General features: G+C 71.9%; 17 protein-coding genes. 6 read left to right on the top strand and 11 right to left on the bottom strand.

What is annotated here, in order from left to right; genetic code table 11:
* Positions 1 to 64 precede the first annotated feature (64 nt).
* Entirely contained in the window at positions 65 to 1,354 is a 1,290-nt protein-coding gene (locus tag M8C11_RS02805; protein ID WP_252448200.1) for an MFS transporter, read from the top strand.
* Positions 1,355 to 1,447: 93 nt separating this feature from the next.
* Here the strand turns inward: M8C11_RS02805 and M8C11_RS02800 are convergent, their stop codons facing one another.
* From M8C11_RS02800 to M8C11_RS02790, 3 genes are all read right to left on the bottom strand, one after another.
* On the bottom strand, positions 1,448 to 3,190 hold the full coding sequence (locus tag M8C11_RS02800; protein WP_252448199.1) for a bifunctional UDP-sugar hydrolase/5'-nucleotidase: 1,743 nt from the start codon (positions 3,188 to 3,190) through the stop codon (positions 1,448 to 1,450).
* Between the two features lie 402 nt (positions 3,191 to 3,592).
* On the bottom strand, positions 3,593 to 4,285 hold the full coding sequence (locus M8C11_RS02795; protein WP_252448198.1) for a histone deacetylase: 693 nt from the start codon (positions 4,283 to 4,285) through the stop codon (positions 3,593 to 3,595).
* Positions 4,286 to 4,297: 12 nt separating this feature from the next.
* Positions 4,298 to 5,077 carry a phosphodiesterase gene (locus tag M8C11_RS02790; RefSeq protein ID WP_252448197.1) on the bottom strand — a complete coding sequence of 260 codons (780 nt, stop codon included), beginning with the start codon at positions 5,075 to 5,077 and terminating at the stop codon, positions 4,298 to 4,300.
* A 179-nt stretch (positions 5,078 to 5,256) separates the two neighbouring features.
* Here M8C11_RS02790 and M8C11_RS02785 point away from each other — a divergent pair, with 179 nt between their 5' ends.
* A complete protein-coding gene (locus M8C11_RS02785) occupies positions 5,257 to 6,714 on the top strand; it encodes a diguanylate cyclase (RefSeq protein ID WP_252448196.1) in 1,458 nt (485 codons plus the stop codon).
* Positions 6,715 to 6,842: 128 nt separating this feature from the next.
* On the opposite strand, the gene M8C11_RS02780 is transcribed toward M8C11_RS02785, so the two are convergent.
* The gene (locus tag M8C11_RS02780) at positions 6,843 to 7,904 is read right to left on the bottom strand and encodes an aspartate-semialdehyde dehydrogenase (protein WP_091330619.1); all 1,062 of its coding nucleotides are present in this window, start codon (positions 7,902 to 7,904) and stop codon (positions 6,843 to 6,845) included.
* A gap of 6 nt (positions 7,905 to 7,910) precedes the next feature.
* Positions 7,911 to 9,176: an aspartate kinase gene (locus M8C11_RS02775; protein WP_091330618.1), complete on the bottom strand. Its 1,266-nt coding sequence runs from the start codon at positions 9,174 to 9,176 to the stop codon at positions 7,911 to 7,913.
* A 238-nt stretch (positions 9,177 to 9,414) separates the two neighbouring features.
* On the opposite strand from M8C11_RS02775, the gene M8C11_RS02770 reads away from it, so the two are divergent.
* Positions 9,415 to 10,176 carry a hypothetical protein gene (locus M8C11_RS02770; protein WP_233585928.1) on the top strand — a complete coding sequence of 254 codons (762 nt, stop codon included), beginning with the start codon at positions 9,415 to 9,417 and terminating at the stop codon, positions 10,174 to 10,176.
* A 271-nt stretch (positions 10,177 to 10,447) separates the two neighbouring features.
* A complete protein-coding gene (gene leuA / locus M8C11_RS02765) occupies positions 10,448 to 12,193 on the top strand; it encodes a 2-isopropylmalate synthase (protein ID WP_252448195.1) in 1,746 nt (581 codons plus the stop codon).
* Positions 12,194 to 12,217: 24 nt separating this feature from the next.
* Here the strand turns inward: leuA and M8C11_RS02760 are convergent, their stop codons facing one another.
* The gene (locus tag M8C11_RS02760; protein WP_252448194.1) at positions 12,218 to 13,657 is read right to left on the bottom strand and encodes an MFS transporter; all 1,440 of its coding nucleotides are present in this window, start codon (positions 13,655 to 13,657) and stop codon (positions 12,218 to 12,220) included.
* A 108-nt stretch (positions 13,658 to 13,765) separates the two neighbouring features.
* Here M8C11_RS02760 and M8C11_RS02755 point away from each other — a divergent pair, with 108 nt between their 5' ends.
* Together M8C11_RS02755 and M8C11_RS02750 are read left to right on the top strand one after the other, a co-directional pair.
* A complete protein-coding gene (locus M8C11_RS02755) occupies positions 13,766 to 14,425 on the top strand; it encodes a DUF1524 domain-containing protein (RefSeq protein ID WP_252448192.1) in 660 nt (219 codons plus the stop codon).
* Positions 14,407 to 14,859 carry a hypothetical protein gene (locus M8C11_RS02750; protein WP_252448190.1) on the top strand — a complete coding sequence of 151 codons (453 nt, stop codon included), beginning with the start codon at positions 14,407 to 14,409 and terminating at the stop codon, positions 14,857 to 14,859. Before M8C11_RS02755 ends, M8C11_RS02750 begins: the two co-directional genes overlap by 19 nt.
* Before the next feature lie 53 nt (positions 14,860 to 14,912).
* On the opposite strand, the gene M8C11_RS02745 is transcribed toward M8C11_RS02750, so the two are convergent.
* The 5 genes from M8C11_RS02745 to M8C11_RS02725 all read right to left on the bottom strand — a co-directional run bounded on the left by M8C11_RS02745 (position 14,913) and on the right by M8C11_RS02725 (position 20,849).
* The gene (locus M8C11_RS02745) at positions 14,913 to 16,016 is read right to left on the bottom strand and encodes an ABC transporter ATP-binding protein (protein WP_252448189.1); all 1,104 of its coding nucleotides are present in this window, start codon (positions 16,014 to 16,016) and stop codon (positions 14,913 to 14,915) included.
* Positions 16,013 to 17,128: an ABC transporter ATP-binding protein gene (locus M8C11_RS02740; RefSeq protein ID WP_252448188.1), complete on the bottom strand. Its 1,116-nt coding sequence runs from the start codon at positions 17,126 to 17,128 to the stop codon at positions 16,013 to 16,015. The genes M8C11_RS02745 and M8C11_RS02740 overlap by 4 nt, the downstream gene beginning before the upstream one ends.
* A gap of 11 nt (positions 17,129 to 17,139) precedes the next feature.
* Positions 17,140 to 18,108, bottom strand: a complete 969-nt coding sequence (locus M8C11_RS02735; RefSeq protein ID WP_252448187.1) for an ABC transporter permease — start codon at positions 18,106 to 18,108, stop codon at positions 17,140 to 17,142.
* The gene (locus tag M8C11_RS02730; protein WP_013289048.1) at positions 18,105 to 19,109 is read right to left on the bottom strand and encodes an ABC transporter permease; all 1,005 of its coding nucleotides are present in this window, start codon (positions 19,107 to 19,109) and stop codon (positions 18,105 to 18,107) included. Before M8C11_RS02730 ends, M8C11_RS02735 begins: the two co-directional genes overlap by 4 nt.
* A 78-nt stretch (positions 19,110 to 19,187) precedes the next feature.
* Positions 19,188 to 20,849, bottom strand: a complete 1,662-nt coding sequence (locus M8C11_RS02725; protein ID WP_120572732.1) for an ABC transporter substrate-binding protein — start codon at positions 20,847 to 20,849, stop codon at positions 19,188 to 19,190.
* Positions 20,850 to 20,972 lie beyond the last annotated feature (123 nt).

The raw sequence follows: 20,972 nt of genomic DNA, 5'->3' as shown, positions 1-20,972 counted from the left end.
GGCGACCGCGTGTGTAAGGGGTAAACGGGTCGCGGTCGTCGTACCCGCCGATGAGAATCCCAGCATGCTGCGCCGCGCCCTGCCCGCCCGTCCCGAAGCCCGCCGGATCCTCCTGGGCACGCTGTTCTCCGCTGTCGGGCGCGGCCTCACCCTGCCGTTCCTGTTCATCTACCTCACCGACGTGCGCGGTCTGACCGACACCCGGGCCGGGCTGGTGATCGGCTGGTTCGGCGCGGTCACGCTGGCTCTGTCGCCGCTGGCCGGCACGTTCATCGACCGGTTCGGCGCGCGCCGGGTGGTGTTGCCCTGCCTGGTGATCGAGGCGATCGGCACCGGCTCGCTGGCGCTGGTCGACTCGACGGCCTCGGCGTTCGGCGTGATGACGCTCGTCGCCGTCGGCAGCTCGGCGATCTGGGCCGGGCAGAACACGATCCTCGCCTCGCTGACCGGCGACGGCGAGCGGCAGCGGGTCTTCGGGCTCAACTTCGCGCTGCTCAACCTCGGTATCGGCACCGGCGGCCTGATCTCCGGCGCGGTGGTCGACGTGACTCGTCCGATCACGTTCGAGGTGATCTACCTGCTGGACGCGGTGAGCTACCTGACGCCCGCGCTGATCCTGCTGAGCCTGCCGCACGTCGGGCGCCGGCCGGCCGTGGCCACGGGCGCGAAGGCCGACGACCGGAGGACCGGCGGCTACCTCACGGTGCTGCGGGACCGGCCGTTCCGCCGCCTGGTCATCTTCGGCCTGGTGCTCACCACCTGCGGGTACGCGCAGGTCGAGGTGGGCTTCGCGGCGTACTCGGTGCGGGTGGTCGAGGTGACGCCCCGGGTGGTGGCGTGGGCGCTGGCCGCGAACACCGTGATGATCGTGCTCTCGCAGCTGCTGGTGATCCGGCGGCTGGAGGGGCGCAGCCGTACCCGCGCACTCGCCACTGTGGGCGCGGTCTTCGCCGGCGCCTGGCTGGTGCTCGGCGCGGCCGGCGTGGTGGGCAGCGGCAACGCGGTGCTCGCGGCGCTCGGCGTGGTGGCCTGCTCGGCGATCTTCGGGTTCGGCGAGACGATGCTGTCGCCGGTCATGCCCGCCCTGACCAACGCGCTCGCCACCGACGAGCTGCGCGGCCGGTACAACGCGATGAGCTCGATGATCTTCGGGATCAGCGGGGTGGTCGGCCCGGTCACCGCCGGCCCGCTGATCGCCGCGGCGAACGGGCGGGTGTGGGTCGCCGTCGTGGTGGGCGGCTGCCTGGCCGCCTCGGTGCTCGCGCTGTCGCTGCGTCCGCTGCTCACCGCCGCGCAGGACGGCCGTCCGACGGCGGCCGCGACGCCGGAGCCCGAGCCCGCGCGGGCGACCTGACACAAAGCCGGCGGCCTGCGGCGAAGCGCGCAGCCGGACACGAACGGGCCCTGGAGCGTCGCTCCGGGGCCCGTTCGGCGGTGCGGTCGACCGTCAGCCGGCAGCGACCTCGGTGGTCGTGCGGATCCGGTCCAGCGCCGGCGGGGAGACCGGCGACTTCTCGGTCAGGTACGCGGTGAAGGCGTCCAGGTCGATCTGGCCGGTCACCGCGTTGGTGCCACCGGTCAGGACGCTGAAGCCGTCGCCGCCACCGGCGAGGAAGTTGTTCACGGTGACCCGGTAGGTGGCGGTGTCGGTAACCGGGGTGCCGTTGATGGTGAGGCTGCCGCGGACCACCCGGGTGCCGGCGCACGGCGTGCCGGCCGGTGCGGTGGTGCCGTCGACGTCCACGACGTAGTTGACCGTCGAGGACGCGTAGAGCACGCGCGCCACTGTGAACTGCTGCTCCAGCATGCAGTAGAGCTGCGCACCGGTCAGGTCCAGCGTCACCAGGTTGTTGGCGAACGGCTGCACGGTGAACGCCTCGGCGTAGGTGACCGGGCCGGCGTCGAGGTCGGCGCGGACGCCACCGGGGTTCATGAACGCGGCGACCGCGTTCTGCTCGGTGTCGGTCGCGGCGAGCTGCGCGTCGGCGATCACGTTGCCCAGCGGCGATTCACCGGTCTGGTACGTCGGCTTGCCGTTGACGTCGACCCCGGTCTGGTACAGGTTCTCCTGGGTCTTGGTGATCGCGGCGGTGGTCTCGCCGACCACGCGGTCGGCCACCGGGCCGAGCGCGGTCTTGTACCGGTTGATCAGGTCGGTCGAGGGCTGGTCCGGCTTCACGTCCCGGGTGACCACCACGTTGTTCGCGGACGCGCTCACCACGTCGCGGGTACGCGGGTCGATCTTCAGGTCGATCTGGGTGACCAGGCGGCCGAACGAGCTGGCGCTGGTGACCAGCTTGCCGTTGATGTTGCAGTTGTACGCGGCGTGGGTGTGCCCGCTGACGATCACGTCGATGGACGGGTCCATCCGGTTGGCGATGTCGACGATCGGGCCGCTGAACCCGGTGCAGTCGTTGATGCCGCCGCCGTTCTGCACGCCGCCCTCGTGCAGCAGCACGACGATGCTCTTGACTCCGAGCAGGCGCAGGATCTTGGCGTACTTGTTGGCGGTGTCGGCCTCGTCGGTGAACCGCAGGCCGGCGACGCCCTGCTGGCTGACGATGTTCGGGGTGCCCTCCAGGGTCATCCCGATGAAGCCGATCGGGACGCCCTTGACGATCTTGATGCCGAACGGCTGCATCAGCGGCAGGCCGGTGGAGGTCTTGAAGGCGTTCGCCGAGAGGTAGGTGAACTTGGCGCCACCGAACGGGGTGCCGTCGGCGCAGCCGTCCACCGGGTGGCAGCCGCCGCGCTGCATGCGCAGCAGCTCGGCCGCGCCCTCGTCGAACTCGTGGTTGCCGACGCTCGCGAACTCCAGCCCGGCGAGGTTCATCTCCTCGATGGTGGGCTCGTCGTGGAACGCGGCGGAGAGCAGCGGCGAGGCGCCGATCAGGTCGCCGGCGGCGACCGTGACGGTGCCCTTGCCCTGCTGCTTCGCGGCGGCGCGCATCGACTTCAGGTGGCTGGCCAGGTATTCCGCACCACCGGCGGGCTGGCCGTCGATGCTGCCGCTGGAACCGGTCGGCGGCTCCAGGTTGCCGTGGAAGTCGTTGATCGCGAGCAACTGGACGTCGACCGGCTTCGGGCGGGCCTCGGCCTGGTCGGGGGTGACGGCGACCGCGGTGAACGCGGTCGCGGCGAGTGCGGCCAGGCCGACGGCGGCCCGGCGTCGCATCCCGGTGACGGACATGGAACTCCTCGTGAGGTGCCGGTATGTGGCGTCCGGGCGATGGTTCGCCCGGCGACCCTGATCCGTGCCGTGACAGGTGTCGATCGCGGAGGGCGGTACTTCGGGGGAACGCCGCCCCGCCGGGGTAGCTTCTCATCCACCGGCCGCCAGGTCGAACGGGGCGGCATCAGGAATCGTCGTTGCCTCGGGCGGCCCGTACCGGTCTGCCGGACGAGTCGGACATGACGGTCAGGTGAAATTCCGCGCGGCGCACGCTGTCGATGCCGCCCGTCGTCGAAGGCGCCGGCTCCCAGGGACAGGGAGCCGGCGCCGACGCTCATGTCACGCGGAATTCCTTGCGCTGGCAACCGTCCTTGCCGGAATCACCTCCTGCCGGACACCCATCGCGGACCGAACGGTCGTTCATGTCCGCCGGCCCGGCATTTCGAGCAAACTGTCCGAACTCGACTGACGCTCCGGAGGGCCGGTCGGAGGTCCGCTGTGGGCGGTGCCGACGAGCCTGCGCAAAGCCGGCCGCGTCCACCGCCCGGCGACCCCCGGGCGGCCCGCCAGGTAGCCGACGGTCCGCGCGGCGTCCCAGCCGTGCGCCTCGCGCAGCCCGCGCGCCAGCATCCCGAGATAGACCGGGGCGGGCCGGGTCCACCGCACCTCCACCGCCCGGTGCGGAGCGGTGAACGTGAGCATCGGCAGACCCTCGTGGACGCCGACGCGCAGCAGCGTCTCGTAGCGGCCCGGCCCGAGCCTCGCCCGCCCGGTCTCGACCGCCGCGCGGATCCCGGCCAGGTCGGCGCCGGGCGGCCGGTACATCTCCTGCGCCGCGATGTCAGCGAACTGCTCGACCGTCACCAGGTAGCCGCGCGCCGCCGCCAGGCCGGGCAGCAGCGGGTCGTAGAACGCCATGCCGCCGGTCCAGGCCCGCGACTCCCCGGCGAAGTAGACGCCGCCGTCGATCAGCACCGGAACCGTCCGGCGCGGTGGCCGGCGGTCCCGGCAGCCGGGGTACGTGCGCAGCCCGCCGGGTGGACACCCGCCACGCAGGTACCAGTCGAGCCGTGCGGCGTGCAGATTCGAGCCGTACGCGACGTACCAGAGCATCGGCGGCGCGGCTCAGAACCAGCAGGTGCGACCGGCGGCGTGACTGACCTGGACGGTGTGCGTCACACAGCCGCCGTCGGCGACGCGGTGCAGCAGAAAGGCGGTCGGCTCGGCGACGAAACCCGGCTCCTCCTCGTCGGTCATGGTCAGGCTCACCTGGATCCAGGTGCTCGGCGCGGTGGTCAGCACCGTACCGGCGAACGCGCTCGTCACCTGGCGGTGCAGGTGACCCGCGGCGACGCGTACGACATGGGGGTGCCGGCCGACCACGGCGGCGAGCGCGTCGGCGTCGGCGAGACCCATCGCGTCCATGACCGGTGCGCCCACCGCGACCGGCGGATGGTGCAGGCACACGACGGCGGGCGCGTCGGTGCGCCCGGCGAGCACCCCGTCGAGCCAGGCGAGCTGCTCGTCGCCGAGCCGTCCGCCGGGGCTGCCCGGGGTGAGCGAGTCGAGCACCACGAGCGTCGCGTCCGGCAGGTCGACGTGGTAGTGCGCCGAGAAGCCACCGGCCAGGTAGGGGGTGCCGCCGAACGTGTCGAGCAGCGACTCGCGGTCGTCGTGGTTGCCGATGACCAGGTGCACCGGCAGCGGGAACGCGCCGACGATCTCGCGCAGGGCGAGGTATTCGTCCGGCCGGCCGTTGGCGGTGAGGTCGCCGGTGATCACCACGCAGTCGGGCCGGGGACGCAGCGCGAGCACCGTGCCGAGCGCCCGGTGCAATCCGGACGCCGGGTCGGCCGCGAGCGGGCCGGTGGTCACGTGCGGGTCGCTGAGCTGGGCGATGAGCATCGGCCGCCTCCTCTGGTGCCCGGGCCTTCACGCTATCGCCGCGCGGCCTCCCCGCGCAGGCCCGATCCTGCCCACAGGCTGCGTCCACAGCCTGTGGATAGCACATGTGTACGAAGGTCGGCGGCGGTTGCGCTGAGTACCCTTGATCGCGACCCGACCCCCCTCCGAGCAGGAACGACGTGGATCACGAGCGAGTCCTCCGCGACGTCACGGTGCGCCTCCCCACGGCGTCCACCGTCCCGGAGGCGTGCCAGTGGACCGTCGCCGCGCTCGCCCGGCACACCCCGGCGACCGCCACCGTCCTGCTCCGCGTCCACGACCGTCTGCGCTGCGTCGCCGCGACCGGTGCCTGGCAGGTGTTCTCGCACGTGCCGGCCACCGCCGACGGCGCCCCGCCGGGCCGTCACCGGCCCGAACCCTCGGTGGTGCGGCGGGTCTACGCCTCCGGGATCACCGCCGCCGTGCCCGACGTCAGCGCCGACCCCGACTACCTGGAGGTCCGCCCGGACGTCACCGCCGAGCTCTGTGTGCCGGTACGCGACCCGGACGGCCGTCCGATCGGCGTGCTCGACCTGCAGTGGAGCGAGCCGGTCGTGCTCGCGGCGTGGCGGGAGACCGCCGAACTGGTGGCCGACCGCCTCGGCGGCCGGATCGCCGCGCTCGGCGGACCGCCGGCCGAGAGCCGCAGCGAGAAGCTGCTCCGGCACGCCGCCGCCTTCACCGCCGCGCCGACCGACTGGGATCTGATGACCGCCGCGCTCGCCGCGGCCCGGGACGTGTCGGCGCTCGCCGCCGCCGTGCTGGTGCTCACCGGCCGGCGCGGCCCGCGCCTCGGCGCGCCCACCGGCACCCCGGGTGACCTGGAAGCGCGGATCCGGGCCGAGCTGGACGAGGCCGGACCGGCCGGGCTCGACCGCATGATCGACCGGGCCCACCGGTACGGCTCGGCGTACACGCTGGGCGAGGCCGGCCACCCGCCCACCGACGAGTACCTGCCGCTGACCCGCGCCGGCGCGCGCACGCTGGTGGCGGTACCGGTCGGCACACCGGCCTCCGGTGGCGTGCTGCTCGTCGCCGACGAACAGCGCCTGCGCCCCGACCCGACCACCGTCAACCTGATCGAGCTGCTCGCCGGGCAGGCGTGGACCTGCCTGGACCGGCTGCGGACGCTCGCCCGGCTCCGCGAGCAGGCCAGCTCGGACCCGCTCACCGGGCTGCGGCACACCGGCTCCTTCGGGCAGCGGATCGCCACCGCCACGCCGGGGCGTACCGCGCTGCTGGCGATCGACGTGGACGGGTTCAAGGACGTCAACGACACGTACGGCCACCAGGCCGGCGACCGGCTGCTGGTGGGTCTCGCCCGGGCCCTCGAAGGCGCGTTGCGTCAGGGCGACGAGCTGTACCGGACCGGTGGCGACGAGTTCGTGGCGGTGATCGAGGTGAGCCGCCCGGAGGAGGCGGTCCGGATCGCCGAACGGCTCACCGAGGCGGCCCGCCGTACCGGCCGGACGATCAGCGTCGGCGTCGCCCTGCCGAGACCCGGCGAGTCCCCCGAACGCACCCTGCACCGAGCCGACCAGGCCCTCTACGCGGTAAAGCGCCACGGCCGAGACGGAGTCCACCTCAGCGCCGCCTGACCCACCCCACCCCTCTCCCCCGCGATCTTGCACTTTCCGCCCGGGCGAAAGGTGCAATTACCCTGCCTTCAGGGCCGAAAGTGCAAGATCATCGCCAGGAGGCGAGGGCGCGGCCCGGGCGACGGCGGTTACGGGCGGGTCAGGTCCTTGGCCAGGAGTTCGGCGATCTGGGCCGTGTTGAGGGCGGCGCCCTTGCGGAGGTTGTCGCCGGTCACGAAGAGGTCCAGGGCGCGGGGGTCGTCGACCGCTCGCCGGATGCGGCCCACCCAGGACGGGTCGGTGCCGACCGCGTCGATCGGCATCGGGAACTCCCCGGCCGCCGGGTCGTCGACCAGGATCACGCCCGGGGCGTTGCGCAGCGCCTCGCGGGCGCCCTCGGCGTCCACCTCGGTGGCGAAGACCGCGTGCACGGCGACCGAGTGACCGGTCACCACCGGCACCCGTACGCAGGTGGCGGACACCTTGAGGTCGGGCAGCCCGAGGATCTTGCGCGACTCGTTGCGCAGCTTCATCTCCTCGGAGGACCAGCCGCCGTCGGCGAGCGAGCCCGCCCACGGTACGACGTTGAGCGCCAGCGGCGCCGGGAACGGACCCAGCTCGTCGCCGACGGCCTGTCGCACGTCACCGGCGCGGGAACCGAGCACCCGGTCACCGGCGATCTTGCCGAGCTGGAGGTGCAGCGCGTCCACGCCGGCCTGCCCCGCCCCGGAGACCGCCTGGTACGAGGCGAGCACCAGCTCGCGCAGGCCGTACTCGCGGTGCAGCGGCGCGACCGCCACGATCATCGCCAGCGTGGTGCAGTTGGCGTTGGCGATGATCCCCTTGGGCCGGTTGCGTACCTGCTCTGGGTTGATCTCGGGGACGACGAGCGGCACGTCGCGGTCCATCCGGAACGCGCCGGAGTTGTCCACCACCACCGCGCCGCGCGCGGCGGCGACCGGGGCCCACTGCGCGGAGACGTCGTCCGGCACGTCGAACATCGCCACGTCGACGCCGTCGAGCGCGTCGGCGGTGAGCGCCTGGACGGTCAGCTCCTCGCCCCGGCACTGCACGCGCCGGCCCGCCGACCGCTCGGAGGCGAGCAGCCGGATCTCGCCCCACACGTTGCGCCGGGAGGAGAGGATCTGGCACATCACCGTACCGACGGCACCTGTCGCCCCGACCACGGCGAGGGTGGGCAGCGACGGCATGGCGCGTTACCGCCCGGTGCCGGCGTAGACGACGGCTTCGGTGTCACCACCCAGCTCGAAGGCGTCGTGGATGGCCCGGACCGCCTTGTCGAGGTCGGTGTCGCGGCAGACCACGGAGACCCGGATCTCCGACGTGGAGATCATCTCGATGTTCACGCCGGCCGCGCCGAGGGCGGCGAAGAAGCCGGCGGCCACGCCCGGGTGCGAACGCATGCCCGCGCCGATCAGCGAGACCTTGCCGACGTGGTCGTCGTACAGCAGGCCCTTGAACTTGACCGACTCCTGGATCTTGCTGAGCGCGGTCATCGCGGTCGGGCCGTCGGCCTTGGGCAGCGTGAACGAGATGTCCGTGCGGCCGGTGCCCTCGGTGGACACGTTCTGCACGATCATGTCGATGTTGATCTCCGCGCCGGCCACGGTGTCGAAGATCGCCGCGGCGGCACCCGGCTCGTCGGGCACGCCGACGATCGTGATCTTCGCTTCGCTGCGGTCGTGGGCGACCCCGGTGATCAGTGCCTGTTCCACAGGAAGGTCCTCCATCGATCCGGTGACCATCGTGCCGGTGTTGGTCGAGTATGACGAACGGACGTGGATCGGCAAGCCCGCGCGCCGCGCGTACTCGACGCTGCGCAGGTGCAGCACCTTCGCGCCGCAGGCGGCCAGCTCCAGCATCTCCTCGTAGGTGATCTGCTTGATGTGCCGGGCGTTCGGCACGATGCGCGGGTCGGCGGTGAAGATGCCGTCCACGTCGGTGTAGATCTCGCAGACGTCCGCCTCCAGCGCGGCGGCGAGCGCCACGGCTGTGGTGTCCGAGCCGCCCCGCCCGAGCGTGGTCACGTCCTTGGTGTCCTGCGAGACGCCCTGGAAGCCGGCCACGATGACCACCGCGCCCTCGTCCAGCGCGCCCTTGAGCCGCCCCGGGGTCACGTCGATGATCCGGGCCCGGCCGTGCACCGAAGTGGTGATCACGCCGGCCTGGGAACCGGTGAACGAGCGGGCCTCGTACCCCAGGTTGTGGATGGCCATGGCGAGCAGCGCCATGGAGATCCGCTCCCCGGCGGTGAGCAGCATGTCCAGCTCGCGGCCCGGCGGCAGCGGGCTGACCTGGTTGGCCAGGTCGAGCAGCTCGTCGGTGGTGTCGCCCATGGCGGACACCACCACCACCACGTCGTCGCCGGCCTTGCGCGCGGCCACGATGCGCTCGGCCACCCGCTTGATCCGCTCGGCGTTGGCGACGGAGGACCCGCCGTACTTCTGCACCACGAGTGCCACGACGGTGCACTCCCTCCCAGCGACGACCCTGAGCGTGCCGACGCCGCCGGGTCTCTCGGTCCGGCGGCGCGTGTCAGACCGCCTCAGCCTATCGGGCGGGCCGCGACGCCGGGCCGGGTGATCCCACCATCCGGCCCCGGCGTGGGGCGGCTCACCAGCCCGGGAGGACGCGACACGCCAAGCGGTACAGCCGTACGGTGGGATGACCGGGACCGTGTCCACGACGCAGAATGAGCCGGTGCACGCTCATCGACGTGCGGCCCGCCTGACCGGCGTGGTCGCACTCACCCTGCCGGTACTGCTGGCCGCCTGCGACGGCGGCACTCCCGAGGCGGCGCCCACCGGCACCGCCGACCCGGTTCCGGTGCAGGTCGACGCCGCCCGCGAGGAACTGGCCGGGCTGGCCGCCGCGGCACAGGACCGGCACCTCACCGCCACGTACGCCTTCGCGCCCGCCGAGGGCTCCCCCCGCACGGTGTCCTTCACCAGCGCCAACGACGGCAGCTGGCGGGTCGACGTGCCCGGCTGGGGGCACGCCGGCACCGTGGACGTCTCGCTCGCCGGCACCTCCGACGGGCTGTTCCAGTGCGCGCTGCCGTCGGCCGGCTGGGCCCAGGCGGCGACCTGCGTGCGCCTCGGCGACGCCGACGACGCGGTGCCGCGCCGGCTCGACCCCCGGGTGCAGCACCCGTTCACCGACTGGCTGGAGGTGCTGACCGACCGGCGCGCGCCGCTCGCGGTCTCCCCCGCCGAGCCGCTGCCCGGCGCCGACGGCCCGTGCTACACGGTCGACAGCACCTCGGCGTCGCTGAACGCGCCGCTGGACGTGGGCATCTACTGCTTCCGGGAGGACGGCACACCGGCGGCGGTAAAGGCCGGATTCGGCACCCTGACGCTGACCGGCGAGCCCGGCGCCGCGCCGGGCACCGTCGAGCTGGCCGGCGCGGTGACCGACGGCGAGCCGGTCAGCCGGGACGCCCCGAGCCCGGGAGCGCCGTAGCCGACCACCGATCCGGTGACTCCGATCCCATAGTCCGGACCAGCCTTCCCACCGCACGTCCCACCACGTAGGGTGACCTTGTCATGTGGCGCGCGTACCTTCTCCTTGGCTGCCGCGACGAGGCCTGACCGGCCGGCACCTCGTCGCGGAGTAGAAACGCGCCGTCCAGCACATCCGATCTTCTTCTCGGCACCGCCGCGCACCGTCGCCCGGCATCTCGCCGACACCTTTCCGATCTGCTGACGCCACATGTTCCAGGGAGCACTCCGAGATGGCTCAACCTGTCACCGAGACCGATCCGTTCGCCAGCCAGCGCCCCAGCCGGATGCCGGTCCACCGCTACGTTCCGTACGACCGTGAGTTCGGCGTCGACCTGCCGGACCGCGCCTGGCCGACCCGCCGCGTCGAGGCCGCGCCCCGCTGGTGCGCAGTCGACCTCCGCGACGGCAACCAGGCCCTGATCGACCCGATGTCGCCCGAGCGCAAGCGCCGGATGTTCCAGCTCCTGGTGCAGATGGGCTACAAGGAGATCGAGGTCGGCTTCCCGTCGGCGAGCCAGACCGACTACGACTTCGTACGGCAGCTGATCGAGCAGGACCTGATTCCCGAGGACGTCACCATCCAGGTGCTGACCCAGTGCCGGGAGCACCTGATCGAGCGGACCTTCGAGTCGCTGCGCGGCGCCCGCCGAGCCATCGTGCACTTCTACAACTCCACCTCGACGCTGCAGCGCCGGGTGGTCTTCGGCCTGGACCGCGACGGCATCACCGACATCGCCACGCAGGGCGCGCGGCTGTGCCAGAAGTACGCGGAGATCCACACCCCGGACACCGACATCCACTACGAGTACTCGCCGGAGTCGTACACGGGCACCGAGCTGGAGTACGCGCTGGAGGTCTGCTCGGCGGTCATCGACGTGATCGACCCGACGCCGGACCGGAAGCTGATCATCAACCTGCCGGCCACCGTCGAGATGGCGATGCCGAACGTCTACGCCGACTCGATCGAGTGGATGCACCGGCGCCTGCCCCGGCGGGACAGCCTGGTGCTGAGCCTGCACCCGCACAACGACCGGGGCACCGGCGTGGCCGCCGCCGAGCTGGGCCTGCTGGCCGGCGCCGACCGGATCGAGGGCTGCCTGTTCGGCAACGGCGAGCGCACCGGCAACGTCGACCTGGTGACGCTGGGCCTGAACATGTTCTCCCAGGGCATCGACCCGATGATCGACTTCTCGAACATCGACGAGATCAAGCGCGCCGTCGAGTACTGCAACCAGCTGCCGGTGCACGAGCGCCACCCGTACGCGGGCGACCTGGTCTACACGGCGTTCTCCGGCTCGCACCAGGACGCGATCAACAAGGGCTTCGCCGCGCTGAACGCCGACGCCACGGCGGCCGGGGTGCCGGTCGACGACTTCACCTGGGCGGTGCCCTACCTGCCGATCGACCCGAAGGACCTGGGCCGCACCTACGAGGCGGTCATCCGGGTCAACTCGCAGTCCGGCAAGGGCGGCGTCGCGTACATCATGAAGACCGAGCACCAGCTCGACCTGCCGCGCCGCCTCCAGATCGAGTTCTCCGGCGTGGTGCAGCAGGTCACCGACCACGACGGCGGCGAGGTCGAGCCGGGCGCCATGTGGGGGATCTTCGCCCGCAACTACCTGGTCGACCACCAGGTCGACCCGGCCGTCAAGCTGGCCGAGTACACCATCGGCACCGTCGACGGCAAGGTCGAGATCGACGCCCGCGTCGGCTTCGGCGGCGACACCCGCGCGCTCACCGCCGTCGGCAACGGCCCGATCGACGCGTACGTCAACGCGTTGCAGTCCCTGGGCGTGGCGGTACGGGTGCTCGACTACCACGAGCACGCGCTGTCCTCCGGCGGGGACGCGCAGGCCGCCGCGTACGTGGAGTGCGAGGTGGACGGCCGCACGATGTGGGGCGTCGGGGTGGACGCCAACATCGTCACCGCCTCGATCAAGGCGGTCACAAGCGCGGTGAACCGCACCCGCGCCTGATCCCGGCGACGCGGGGGTCCGGCCTCAGGCCGGGCCCCCGCTCTGCTTCGGCGGGCGGTGGATCAGCACGGCGGCGAGCACCGCGCCGGCGAGCAGCAGCCCGGCGCACCACGCCAGCGCCCCCCGGTACGCGTCGGCCAGTGCGCCCTTCTGCTCGTACCCGGTGCCGGAGAGCCCGACCAGCAGCGGCAGCGCGGCCACCGCGAGCAGGCCGCCGGCCCGGGAGGCGGCGTTGTTGAAGCCGCTCGCCACCCCGGCGAAGCGGTCCGAGACCGCGCCGAGCACCGACGTGGTCAGCGGCGCCACCACGAGCGTGAGCCCGGCGCCGAACAGCGTCACGCCCGGCAGCACGTCCACCCAGTACGACGCGCCCGGCCCGACCCGGCGCAACAGCAGCAGACCCGCCGCGGCGATCACCGGGCCGACGGTGAGCGGCAGCCGGGGGCCGATGCGGGCCGACAGCGCGCCCGCGCGCGGCGAGCCGACCAGCAGCAGCACCGTCATCGGCACCGTGGCCAGGCCGGTGAGCAGCGCCGACCAGCCGACCACGTTCTGCAGGTAGACGGCGAGGAAGAAGGTGAACCCGCCGAGCGCCGCGTACACCACCACCGTGAAGACGTTCAGCACGGAGAACAGCCGGCTGGAGAACAGCCCGGTGGGCAGCATCGCGGTGTCGCCGCGCCGCCGCTCGACCAGCACGAACACCACCACGGCGGCCACTCCGAGCACCGCCGTGACCAGCACCGCCGGGGAGTCCAGGCCGCGCGCCGGCGCGTCGATCAGCGCGTACGTGACCCCGCCGAGCGCGAGCGCGCCGAGCAGCGCACCGGCCACGTCGAACCGACGCCCCTCCCCGGTACGCGACGCCTCCTCGTCCCGGCTCTCCGGCACCCAGCGAAGCGCGGCGAGCACCACGCCGACGGCCAGCGGCAGGTTGACGAAGAAGATCCACCGCCAGGAGAGCGTGTCGATGAGCCAACCGCCGAGCAGCGGACCGAGCGCTGTGGACACCCCGGACAGCCCGGACCAGGTGCCGATGGCCCGGCCCCGGTCGTCCGGGTGGAAGCTGGCCTGGAGCACCGACAGCGAGCCGGGGGTGAGCAGCGCCCCGCCGGCGCCCTGGAGGAACCGGGCGGCGACGAGCCACCCGGTGTCCTGGGCCAGCCCGCAGAGCACCGACGCCACCGCGAACCAGACCACGCCGAGCAGGAAGACGCGCCGCCGCCCGAACCGGTCCCCGAGTGCGCCGCCGAGCAGCACGAACGCGGCGAGCATGAGCAGGTAGCCGTTCACCGTCCACTGCAGACCGGCGACGGTGGCGCCCAGTTCGGCGCCGAGGCGCGGCAGCGCGACGTTGACGACCGTGCTGTCCAGGAACACCATGCCGGAGGCGAGGATCGCGGCGAGCAGCGTGCCGCGTCCGGCGGCGGAGCCGGTACGCAGCGCGGGAGCGGGTGCGGTCACGTCTCACCACTCTGCCCGCCGCCCACCGTCGACGCCACGAATCGCGGAAACCGCCGCCGGGTACTGTGCGGACTCGCCCGGAGCACGCAAGCTGGAGAGGTGTCGTCTGTGCGTACGAGATCAGGAGCCCGTGCCGGGCTGGCGGCCGCGCTGAGCGCGGTGCTCGCCCTCGGCGTGGCCGGCTGCGACGTGTCGGTCACCGAGCCGGAGGCGCCGCCGAGCGCCGCCGGGAACGTCAACAAGCAGCTCGGTGAGCTCACAGTGGCCACCGCCGGGTCGATGAAGGGCTACAGCCGCTCCCGTTTCCCGCACTGGCGCGGCACCGGCAAGAACTGCGACGTACGCGACAGCGTGCTGCAACGCGACGGCGAGGGCATCAAGCTGTCCGGCTGCAACGTGGTCGGCGGCCGGTGGGAGAGCGTCTACGACGGCGTGGTGCTCAACGATCCGTCGGCCGTGGACATCGACCACACGGTGCCGCTGGCCGCCGCGTGGCGTTCGGGCGCGGACGAGTGGGACGACTCGAAGCGCGGCGACTTCGCCAACGACCTGACCCGGCCGCAGCTCATCGCGGTTTCGGCGCGGTCCAACCGGGCAAAGGGTGACCAGGATCCGTCCCAGTGGAAGCCGCCGAACCGGTCGTCCTGGTGTCAGTACGCGGCGGACTGGGTGACGGTCAAGCACTACTGGCGGCTGACTGTGACAAGTGCCGAGAAGGCCGCTCTCACCGACATGCTGGAGGGCTGCACATGGGCGAGCAAACCGTGACCGGGCCGGACGCCACACCGGCCCCGGAGGCAGGCGGCGCACCGGCCCCGGAGTCCGCACCGGCCGGCCCGGCCTCGGCCGGGATGACGGCGGACGGCCGGCAGCCGGCGTCCGCCGACGTCGCCGGGGCGGGCATGACCGCCGACGCGGTGCCGGGTGCGCCGGCCGGCGGCGCGCCGGGTGGACCGGCGGACCGGACCGCTGACATCACCGCCGGCCCGGGCGGGGTCATGACGGACGAGGTGGGCGTGGTGACCGGCGAGTTGACGCTGCGCACCGAGCACGCCGACGGCCGGGTGACGCTGCGGGTGCAGTACAAGGACGCCGACGAGTGGTACGCGGTCACCGGCGGTTCCGCGCCGCTGGCCGACCCGGCCGCGCTGGACGCCGTGCACACGATCGCGGTGGGTCTGCTCAACCGCCCCGAGGGCTGACCGACGAACGAGCGCGTCCCCACCCGGGCCGGGTGGGGACGCGCTTCGTCGTGTCAGACGTACGATCCGGGCTCGCTGGGCGCGGAGACCACGCCCGGCTCCTCGCCCTCGCCCTCCGGCCGGGTGATCTTCGCGGTCACCTCGTGCGGGCGCAGCTCACCGGCGGCGATCTGCTCGGCCCAGTGGCAGGCGACCCGGCTGGCGCCGATCTGGCGCAGCTCCGGCCGCTCGTCGGCGCAACGGGTCGGCTGCGCCCACGGGCAGCGGGTGTGGAACCGGCAGCCCGACGGCGGGTTGGCGGGCGACGGCAGGTCACCGGCGAGCAGGATGCGCTCGCGCCGGTCCTCCACGTCCGGGTCCGGCACCGGCACCGCCGACATCAGCGCCCGGGTGTACGGGTGCAGCGGCTCGGTGTAGAGCCGCTCGCTCGGCGCCTCCTCCACCAGCGCGCCCAGGTACATCACGCCGACGATGTCGGAGATGTGCCGCACCACGGCCAGGTCGTGCGCGATGACCAGGTAGGTCAGGCCGAGGCTGTCCTGGAGTTCGTCGAGCAGGTTCACCACCTGCGCCTGGATCGACACGTCCAGCGCGGAGACCGGCTCGTCGGCGACGATCAGCTCCGGGCCGAGGACCAGGGCGCGGGCGATGCCGATGCGCTGGCGCTGGCCGCCGGAGAACTCGTGCGGGTAGCGGGACAGCGCCCATTTCGGCAGGCCCACCGCGTCGAGCGTCTCGCCGATGATCCGCCGCCGGTCATCCCGGTTCGCGCCGATGCCGTGGGTCTGGAGGCCCTCGGTCAGGATCGACTCGACGTTCTGCCGGGGGTCCAGGCTGGACATCGGGTCCTGGAAGATCATCTGCATCCGGCGGCGCATCGTGCGCAGCTTGCCGGCGGGCAGCGTGGTCAGCTCGACGCCGTCGAACGTCACCTCGCCGCCGGTCGGCGGGGTGAGCTGGAGCAGCGCCCGGCCGAGCGTGGACTTGCCGCAACCCGACTCGCCCACCAGCCCGTACGTCTTGCCGCGCGGGATGCTCAGGTCGACCCCGTCGACCGCCTTGACGTGCCCGACGGTCCGGTCGAAGATCACGCCCCGGCGGATCGGGAAGTGCACCTTCAGGTCGCGGACCTCGACGAGGATGTCGTCGTCGCTCATGGGGTCTCCTCCTCGCGCGGAGCCGGTCCGAAGCCGGGCACGGCGGGCGGGTCGGCCGGTTCGGCCTGGGCCGGCACGGCACCCGGTTCGGTGGTCGTCGGCGCGGTCGCCCGGGCGTCCGCCTCCGGGGTCAGGCCGGGGATCGGCACCGGATTGACGCAGCGGTAGCTGCGCGCGTCGTGGGTCAGCACCAGCTCCGGCGGTTCGCCCACGCACTCGTCGACCCGGCGGGCGCAGCGCGGGGCGAACGCGCAGCCGTCCGGCCAGGGCAGCACGTCGCGCACCGAGCCGGGGATGGGGTTCAGCCGTTCGCCACGGCCGGCGTCGAGGCGCGGCACCGAGGCGAGCAGACCCTCGGTGTACGGGTGCCGGGGCTGGCGGAACAGCGGACGGCGGGTGGCCGTCTCCACCACCCGACCGGCGTAGAGCACGTTGACGGTGTCGCACATGCCGGCCACCACGCCGAGGTCGTGCGTGATCATCACCAGTGCGGTGCCGGAGTCCCGGACCAGGTCCTTCAGCAGTTCCAGGATCTGCGCCTGGATGGTGACGTCGAGGGCGGTGGTCGGCTCGTCGGCGATCAGCAGCCGGGGCTGGCAGGCGACAGCCATGGCGATCAGGGCCCGCTGCCGCATGCCGCCGGAGAGCTGGTGCGGGTACTCCTTGAGGCGCCGCCGAGGGTCCGGGATGCCCACCCGGTCGAGCAGGTCGGCGGCCTCCCTGGTGGCCGCCTCGCCCTTCATGCCCCGGTGCCGGGCCAGCACCTCGGTCACCTGGAGCCCGATCGGGATGACCGGGTTCAGCGAGGAGAGCGGGTCCTGGAAGATCATCGCCACGTCGCGGCCGCGGATGTCGCGGCGGGCCCGGTCGTCGAGCTGGAGCAGGTCGGTGCCGTCGAAGACCGCCTTGCCGCCGACCCGCAGGCCCGGCTGCTTGGGCAGCAGGCCCATGATGGCCAGCGACGTGACGCTCTTGCCGCAGCCGGACTCGCCGACCAGGCCGACCACCTCGCCGGCGTCGACCGAGAAGGACACCCCGTCCACCGCGTGCACGGTGCGCTGCCCACGACGGGCGAACGTGACGGAGAGGTCGTCCACTTCGAGCAGTGCCATGGCTGACTGACCTACTTCCGCAGCTTCGGATCGAGAGCCTCGCGCATCGCCTCACCGAGCAGGGTGAACCCCAGTGCGGTGATGATGATGCCGAGCGCCGGATAGATCGCCAGGCCCGGCCGGATGCCCAGGTACGGCTGCGCGTCGGCGAGCATGACGCCCCACTCCGGGATGGCCGAGTCGGGGTTGCCGAGACCGAGGAAGGACAGCGCGGCCGCCTCGATGATCGCGGTCGCCAGCGTCAGCGTGGCCTGCACGATGACCGGGGCGATCGAGTTCGGCACCACGTGGGTGAGGGCGATCTTGGACCGCTTCACGCCGAGCGACGTCGCGGCCAGCACGTAGTCGCTGTTGGCCTGCGCGATCATCGAGCCGCGCAGCAGCCGGGCGAAGATCGGCACCGACACCACACCGACGGCGATCATCACGGTGGTGAGGCTGGCGCCGAGCAGCGCCGCGATGCTCACCGCGAGCAGCAGGCTCGGCATGGCCAGCAGCATGTCGATGAAGCGCATCAGGGTGGTGTCGATCCAGCGGCCCCAGCGCCCGCCGAGGCCGGCCGCGGCACCGGCGACGCCGCCGATCAGCGCGCCGACCGCGAGACCGATCAGGGTGGAGACCACGCCGACGAGCAGCGTCTGCCGGGCGCCGACGATGAGCCGGCTGAACTCGTCCCGGCCCTGGTGGTCGAAGCCGAGCCAGTGGTCGGCGGAGACGCCCGGGATGATGCCCTGGCCGGACTTGACCAGGCCCTCGCGGATGCCGATGGAGTCCGTCGGGCTGTACGGGACGAGGAACGGCCCGATGACCGCGACCAGGACGAAGACCGCCAGGATGACCACGCCGATGACGGCCGCCGGGTTGCGCCGCAGCCGGCGGAACGCCTCCTTCCAGAGGCTCACCCCCTGCTCGTCGTCGCGGGCGGCCAGCTCGGCGAGCCGGTCGATCTTCTCGCGCTTCTTGCCAGTGGTGATGGTCATCGCACCCTCACCCTCGGGTCGATCACGCTGTAGGAGAGGTCGACCAGGAGATTCACCAGCACGTACACCACCGCAATGATCATGATGAAGCCCATCAGCACCGGGTAGTCGCGCTGACTGATCGACTCGGCGACGAACGCGCCGATGCCGCTGAACGCGAACACGGTCTCGGTGAGCACCGCGCCGGAGAGCAGGAGACCGGTCTGGAGACCGATCGAGGTGGCCACCGGCAGCATGGCGTTGCGCAGCACGTGCCGGCGGCGGACGGTCCGCTCGGTCAGGCCCTTGGCCTCGGCGGTGCGGACGAAGTCCTCGTTGAGCACCTCCAGCACGCTGGCCCGGGTGATCCGGACGATGATCGCGAGCGGGATGCTGGCGAGCGCGATGCCCGGCAGCACGAGGTGCCAGAGCGCGTCGGCGGCGGCGTCCCACTCGCGGGTCATGAGCCCGTCGAGGACGAAGAAGTTGGTGACCCGGGTCGCCCCGATGGTCGGGTCCTGCCGGCCGCTGGAGGGGAACCAGCCCAGGTTCTCCGCGAAGATCGCCTTGAGCACGTACGCCAGGAAGAAGACCGGGATGCAGATGCCGATGAGCGATCCGCCGACCGAGGCGTGGTCGAGGAACCGGCCGCGGCGGCGGGCGGCCAGGTAGCCGAGCGGGATGCCGATGCCGACCGCGAGGATCATGGCCATGACGGTCAGCTCGACGGTGCCGGGGAACCGCTCCACGAACTCCGTGGTGACGGCCCGCTTCGTACCGGTCGAGGTGCCCAGGTCGAGCCGGATCATCCGCCGCAGGAAGCGGGCGTACTGGACCAGGATCGGCTCGTCGAGGCCGAGGTTGCGCCGGATGGCGGCGCGCGTCTCGGGCGTGCCCCGTTCACCGAGGATCGCGGTCTCGGGCCCGCCGGGAAGTCGGTGGAGCCAGATGAACAGCAGGACGGAGAGCCCGAACAGCGTTGGTATCAGCTGTAGCAGGCGTCTGATGATGAACCGGAACACGGGCGCCTCGGAAGGGGTGCGGAGGGGTGCGGGCGGGCGCTGTGGTCACAGCGCCCGCCCGCGTACGGTGCCTTCAGATCACTTGAACTCTGCGGTCGCGTACCGCTCGTCGGTGAGCGGGCTCGCCTTGATCCCGGTCACGTCCTTGCCGAACACGATCGCCGGCGGGGAGTGCGAGATCGGCACACCCGGCAGGAAGTCCATGATCGACTTGTTCAGTGCCTTGTACTTCTCCGTCCGCGCCGCCGCGTCGGCGGTGGTGTCGGCGTCCTTGAACTGCGCGAAGAGTGCGGGGTTGTTGAAGCCCCACTCGTCCTTCGGACGGTCGAAGAAGGTGCCGATGAAGTTGTACGCGTCGCCGTAGTCACCGGTCCAGCCGAGGAAGTGCAGGTCGTGCTTGTTACCGGAGGTGGTGGCGTTGAGGTAGTCCGGGCTCCACTTCAGCGGGATGGCCTGGACGTTGATGCCGACCGCCTTGAGGTCCGCCGAGAGCAGCTCGAAGATGTCCTTCGGGTTCGGCATGTACGGCCGGGTGACCTCGGTCGGGTAGTGGAACTTCAGCGTCAGGTTCGACGCGCCGGCCTCGGCCAGCAGCTGCTTGGCCTTCTCCGGGTTGTAGTCGTACTTGGTGACGTCGCCGTTCCAGCCCTCGACGGTGTCCGGGAAGAAGTTCATCGCGACCTTGGCGCCCGGGGGCAGCTTCGAGTCGACCAGGGCCTGCCGGTTCAGCGCGTGCGCGATGGCCTGCCGGACCTTCAGGTCGGCCAGCTTCGGGTTCCCCTTCTGGTTGATCGCCAGGTAGAGGATGTTGAAGGCGGGCCGGGTGAGGACGTTGAAGCCCTCCTTCTTCAGCGGCTCGACGTCGGCCGGGCCGACCAGGTCGTAGCCCTGGATGTCACCCGAGCGGAGCGCCTGCTTGCGGGCGTTCTCGTCCGAGATCGTCTTGAAGATGATGGTCTTCAGCTTGGCCTTGTCGCCGTAGTAGTCGTCGTTGCGCTCGATGGTGAGCGACTTGTTCGCGACGTCCCACGCCTTGAACTTGAACGGGCCGGTGCCGGTCGGGTGCTCCATCGCGTACGCCGGGTACTTGATGTCCTCGGCGGTGCCGGTCACGTTGCTGGCGTCGTACTGCTCCATCGCCTTCGGGCTCTGGATCGAGAACGACGGCAGCATGAGCGCGGCCGGGATCTTGCTGGAGACCCGGGTGAACGCCAGGTCCACAGTGGTGGCGTCCTTGGCGGTGCAGGACTTGAAGAGGCTCGGCGGCAGGTCCGGGTTCTCGTTCTTGGCGAACCCGCCCATGACGTCCTGCCAGTACGCGGTCACGTCCGGGCTCTGCATGAGGCCCTTGGCGTTGTACCAGCGGTTGAAGTTGACGCAGACGGCCTCGGCGTTGAAGTCGGTGCCGTCGTGGAACTTGACACCCGAGCGGAGCTTGAACGTCCAGGTCGTGCCCGCCGCATCCGGCGTCCAGGACTCGGCGAGGCCCGGCGTCACCTTGGTGCCGCCCTCCTCCGGACGGACCAGGGTCTCGAAGACCTGGCGTGCCACGCGCAGCGACTCACCGTCGCTGGCGAAGCTGGGGTCGAGCACCTTCGGGTCTCCGGCGACGCCGAAGACGAGGGTGTCCTTCTTGCTATCTCCGGAGCCACTCTCACGGTCGCTCTCGGCGCAGCCTGCAACCGCGAGGGCCGCGACCGCGACGGCCGCGATTGCGACCTTCGGCCTGGATGCACGCATGGTGCTTCACCTCGTCCTTGGGGGTACGGACAACGTGGTGACAGGGTCACCGATGTGCGCAGACCTTAGCCCTCGGGTGGACGGCGCGGAAACGGGCGGGGGGCGGGTTGGTATCGAATCGTG

It is taken from the genome of Micromonospora sp. CPM1, assembly GCF_023896895.1.
Taxonomy (GTDB): domain Bacteria; phylum Actinomycetota; class Actinomycetes; order Mycobacteriales; family Micromonosporaceae; genus Micromonospora; species Micromonospora tulbaghiae.
This window is presented reverse-complemented; position numbering and strand designations above follow the sequence as displayed.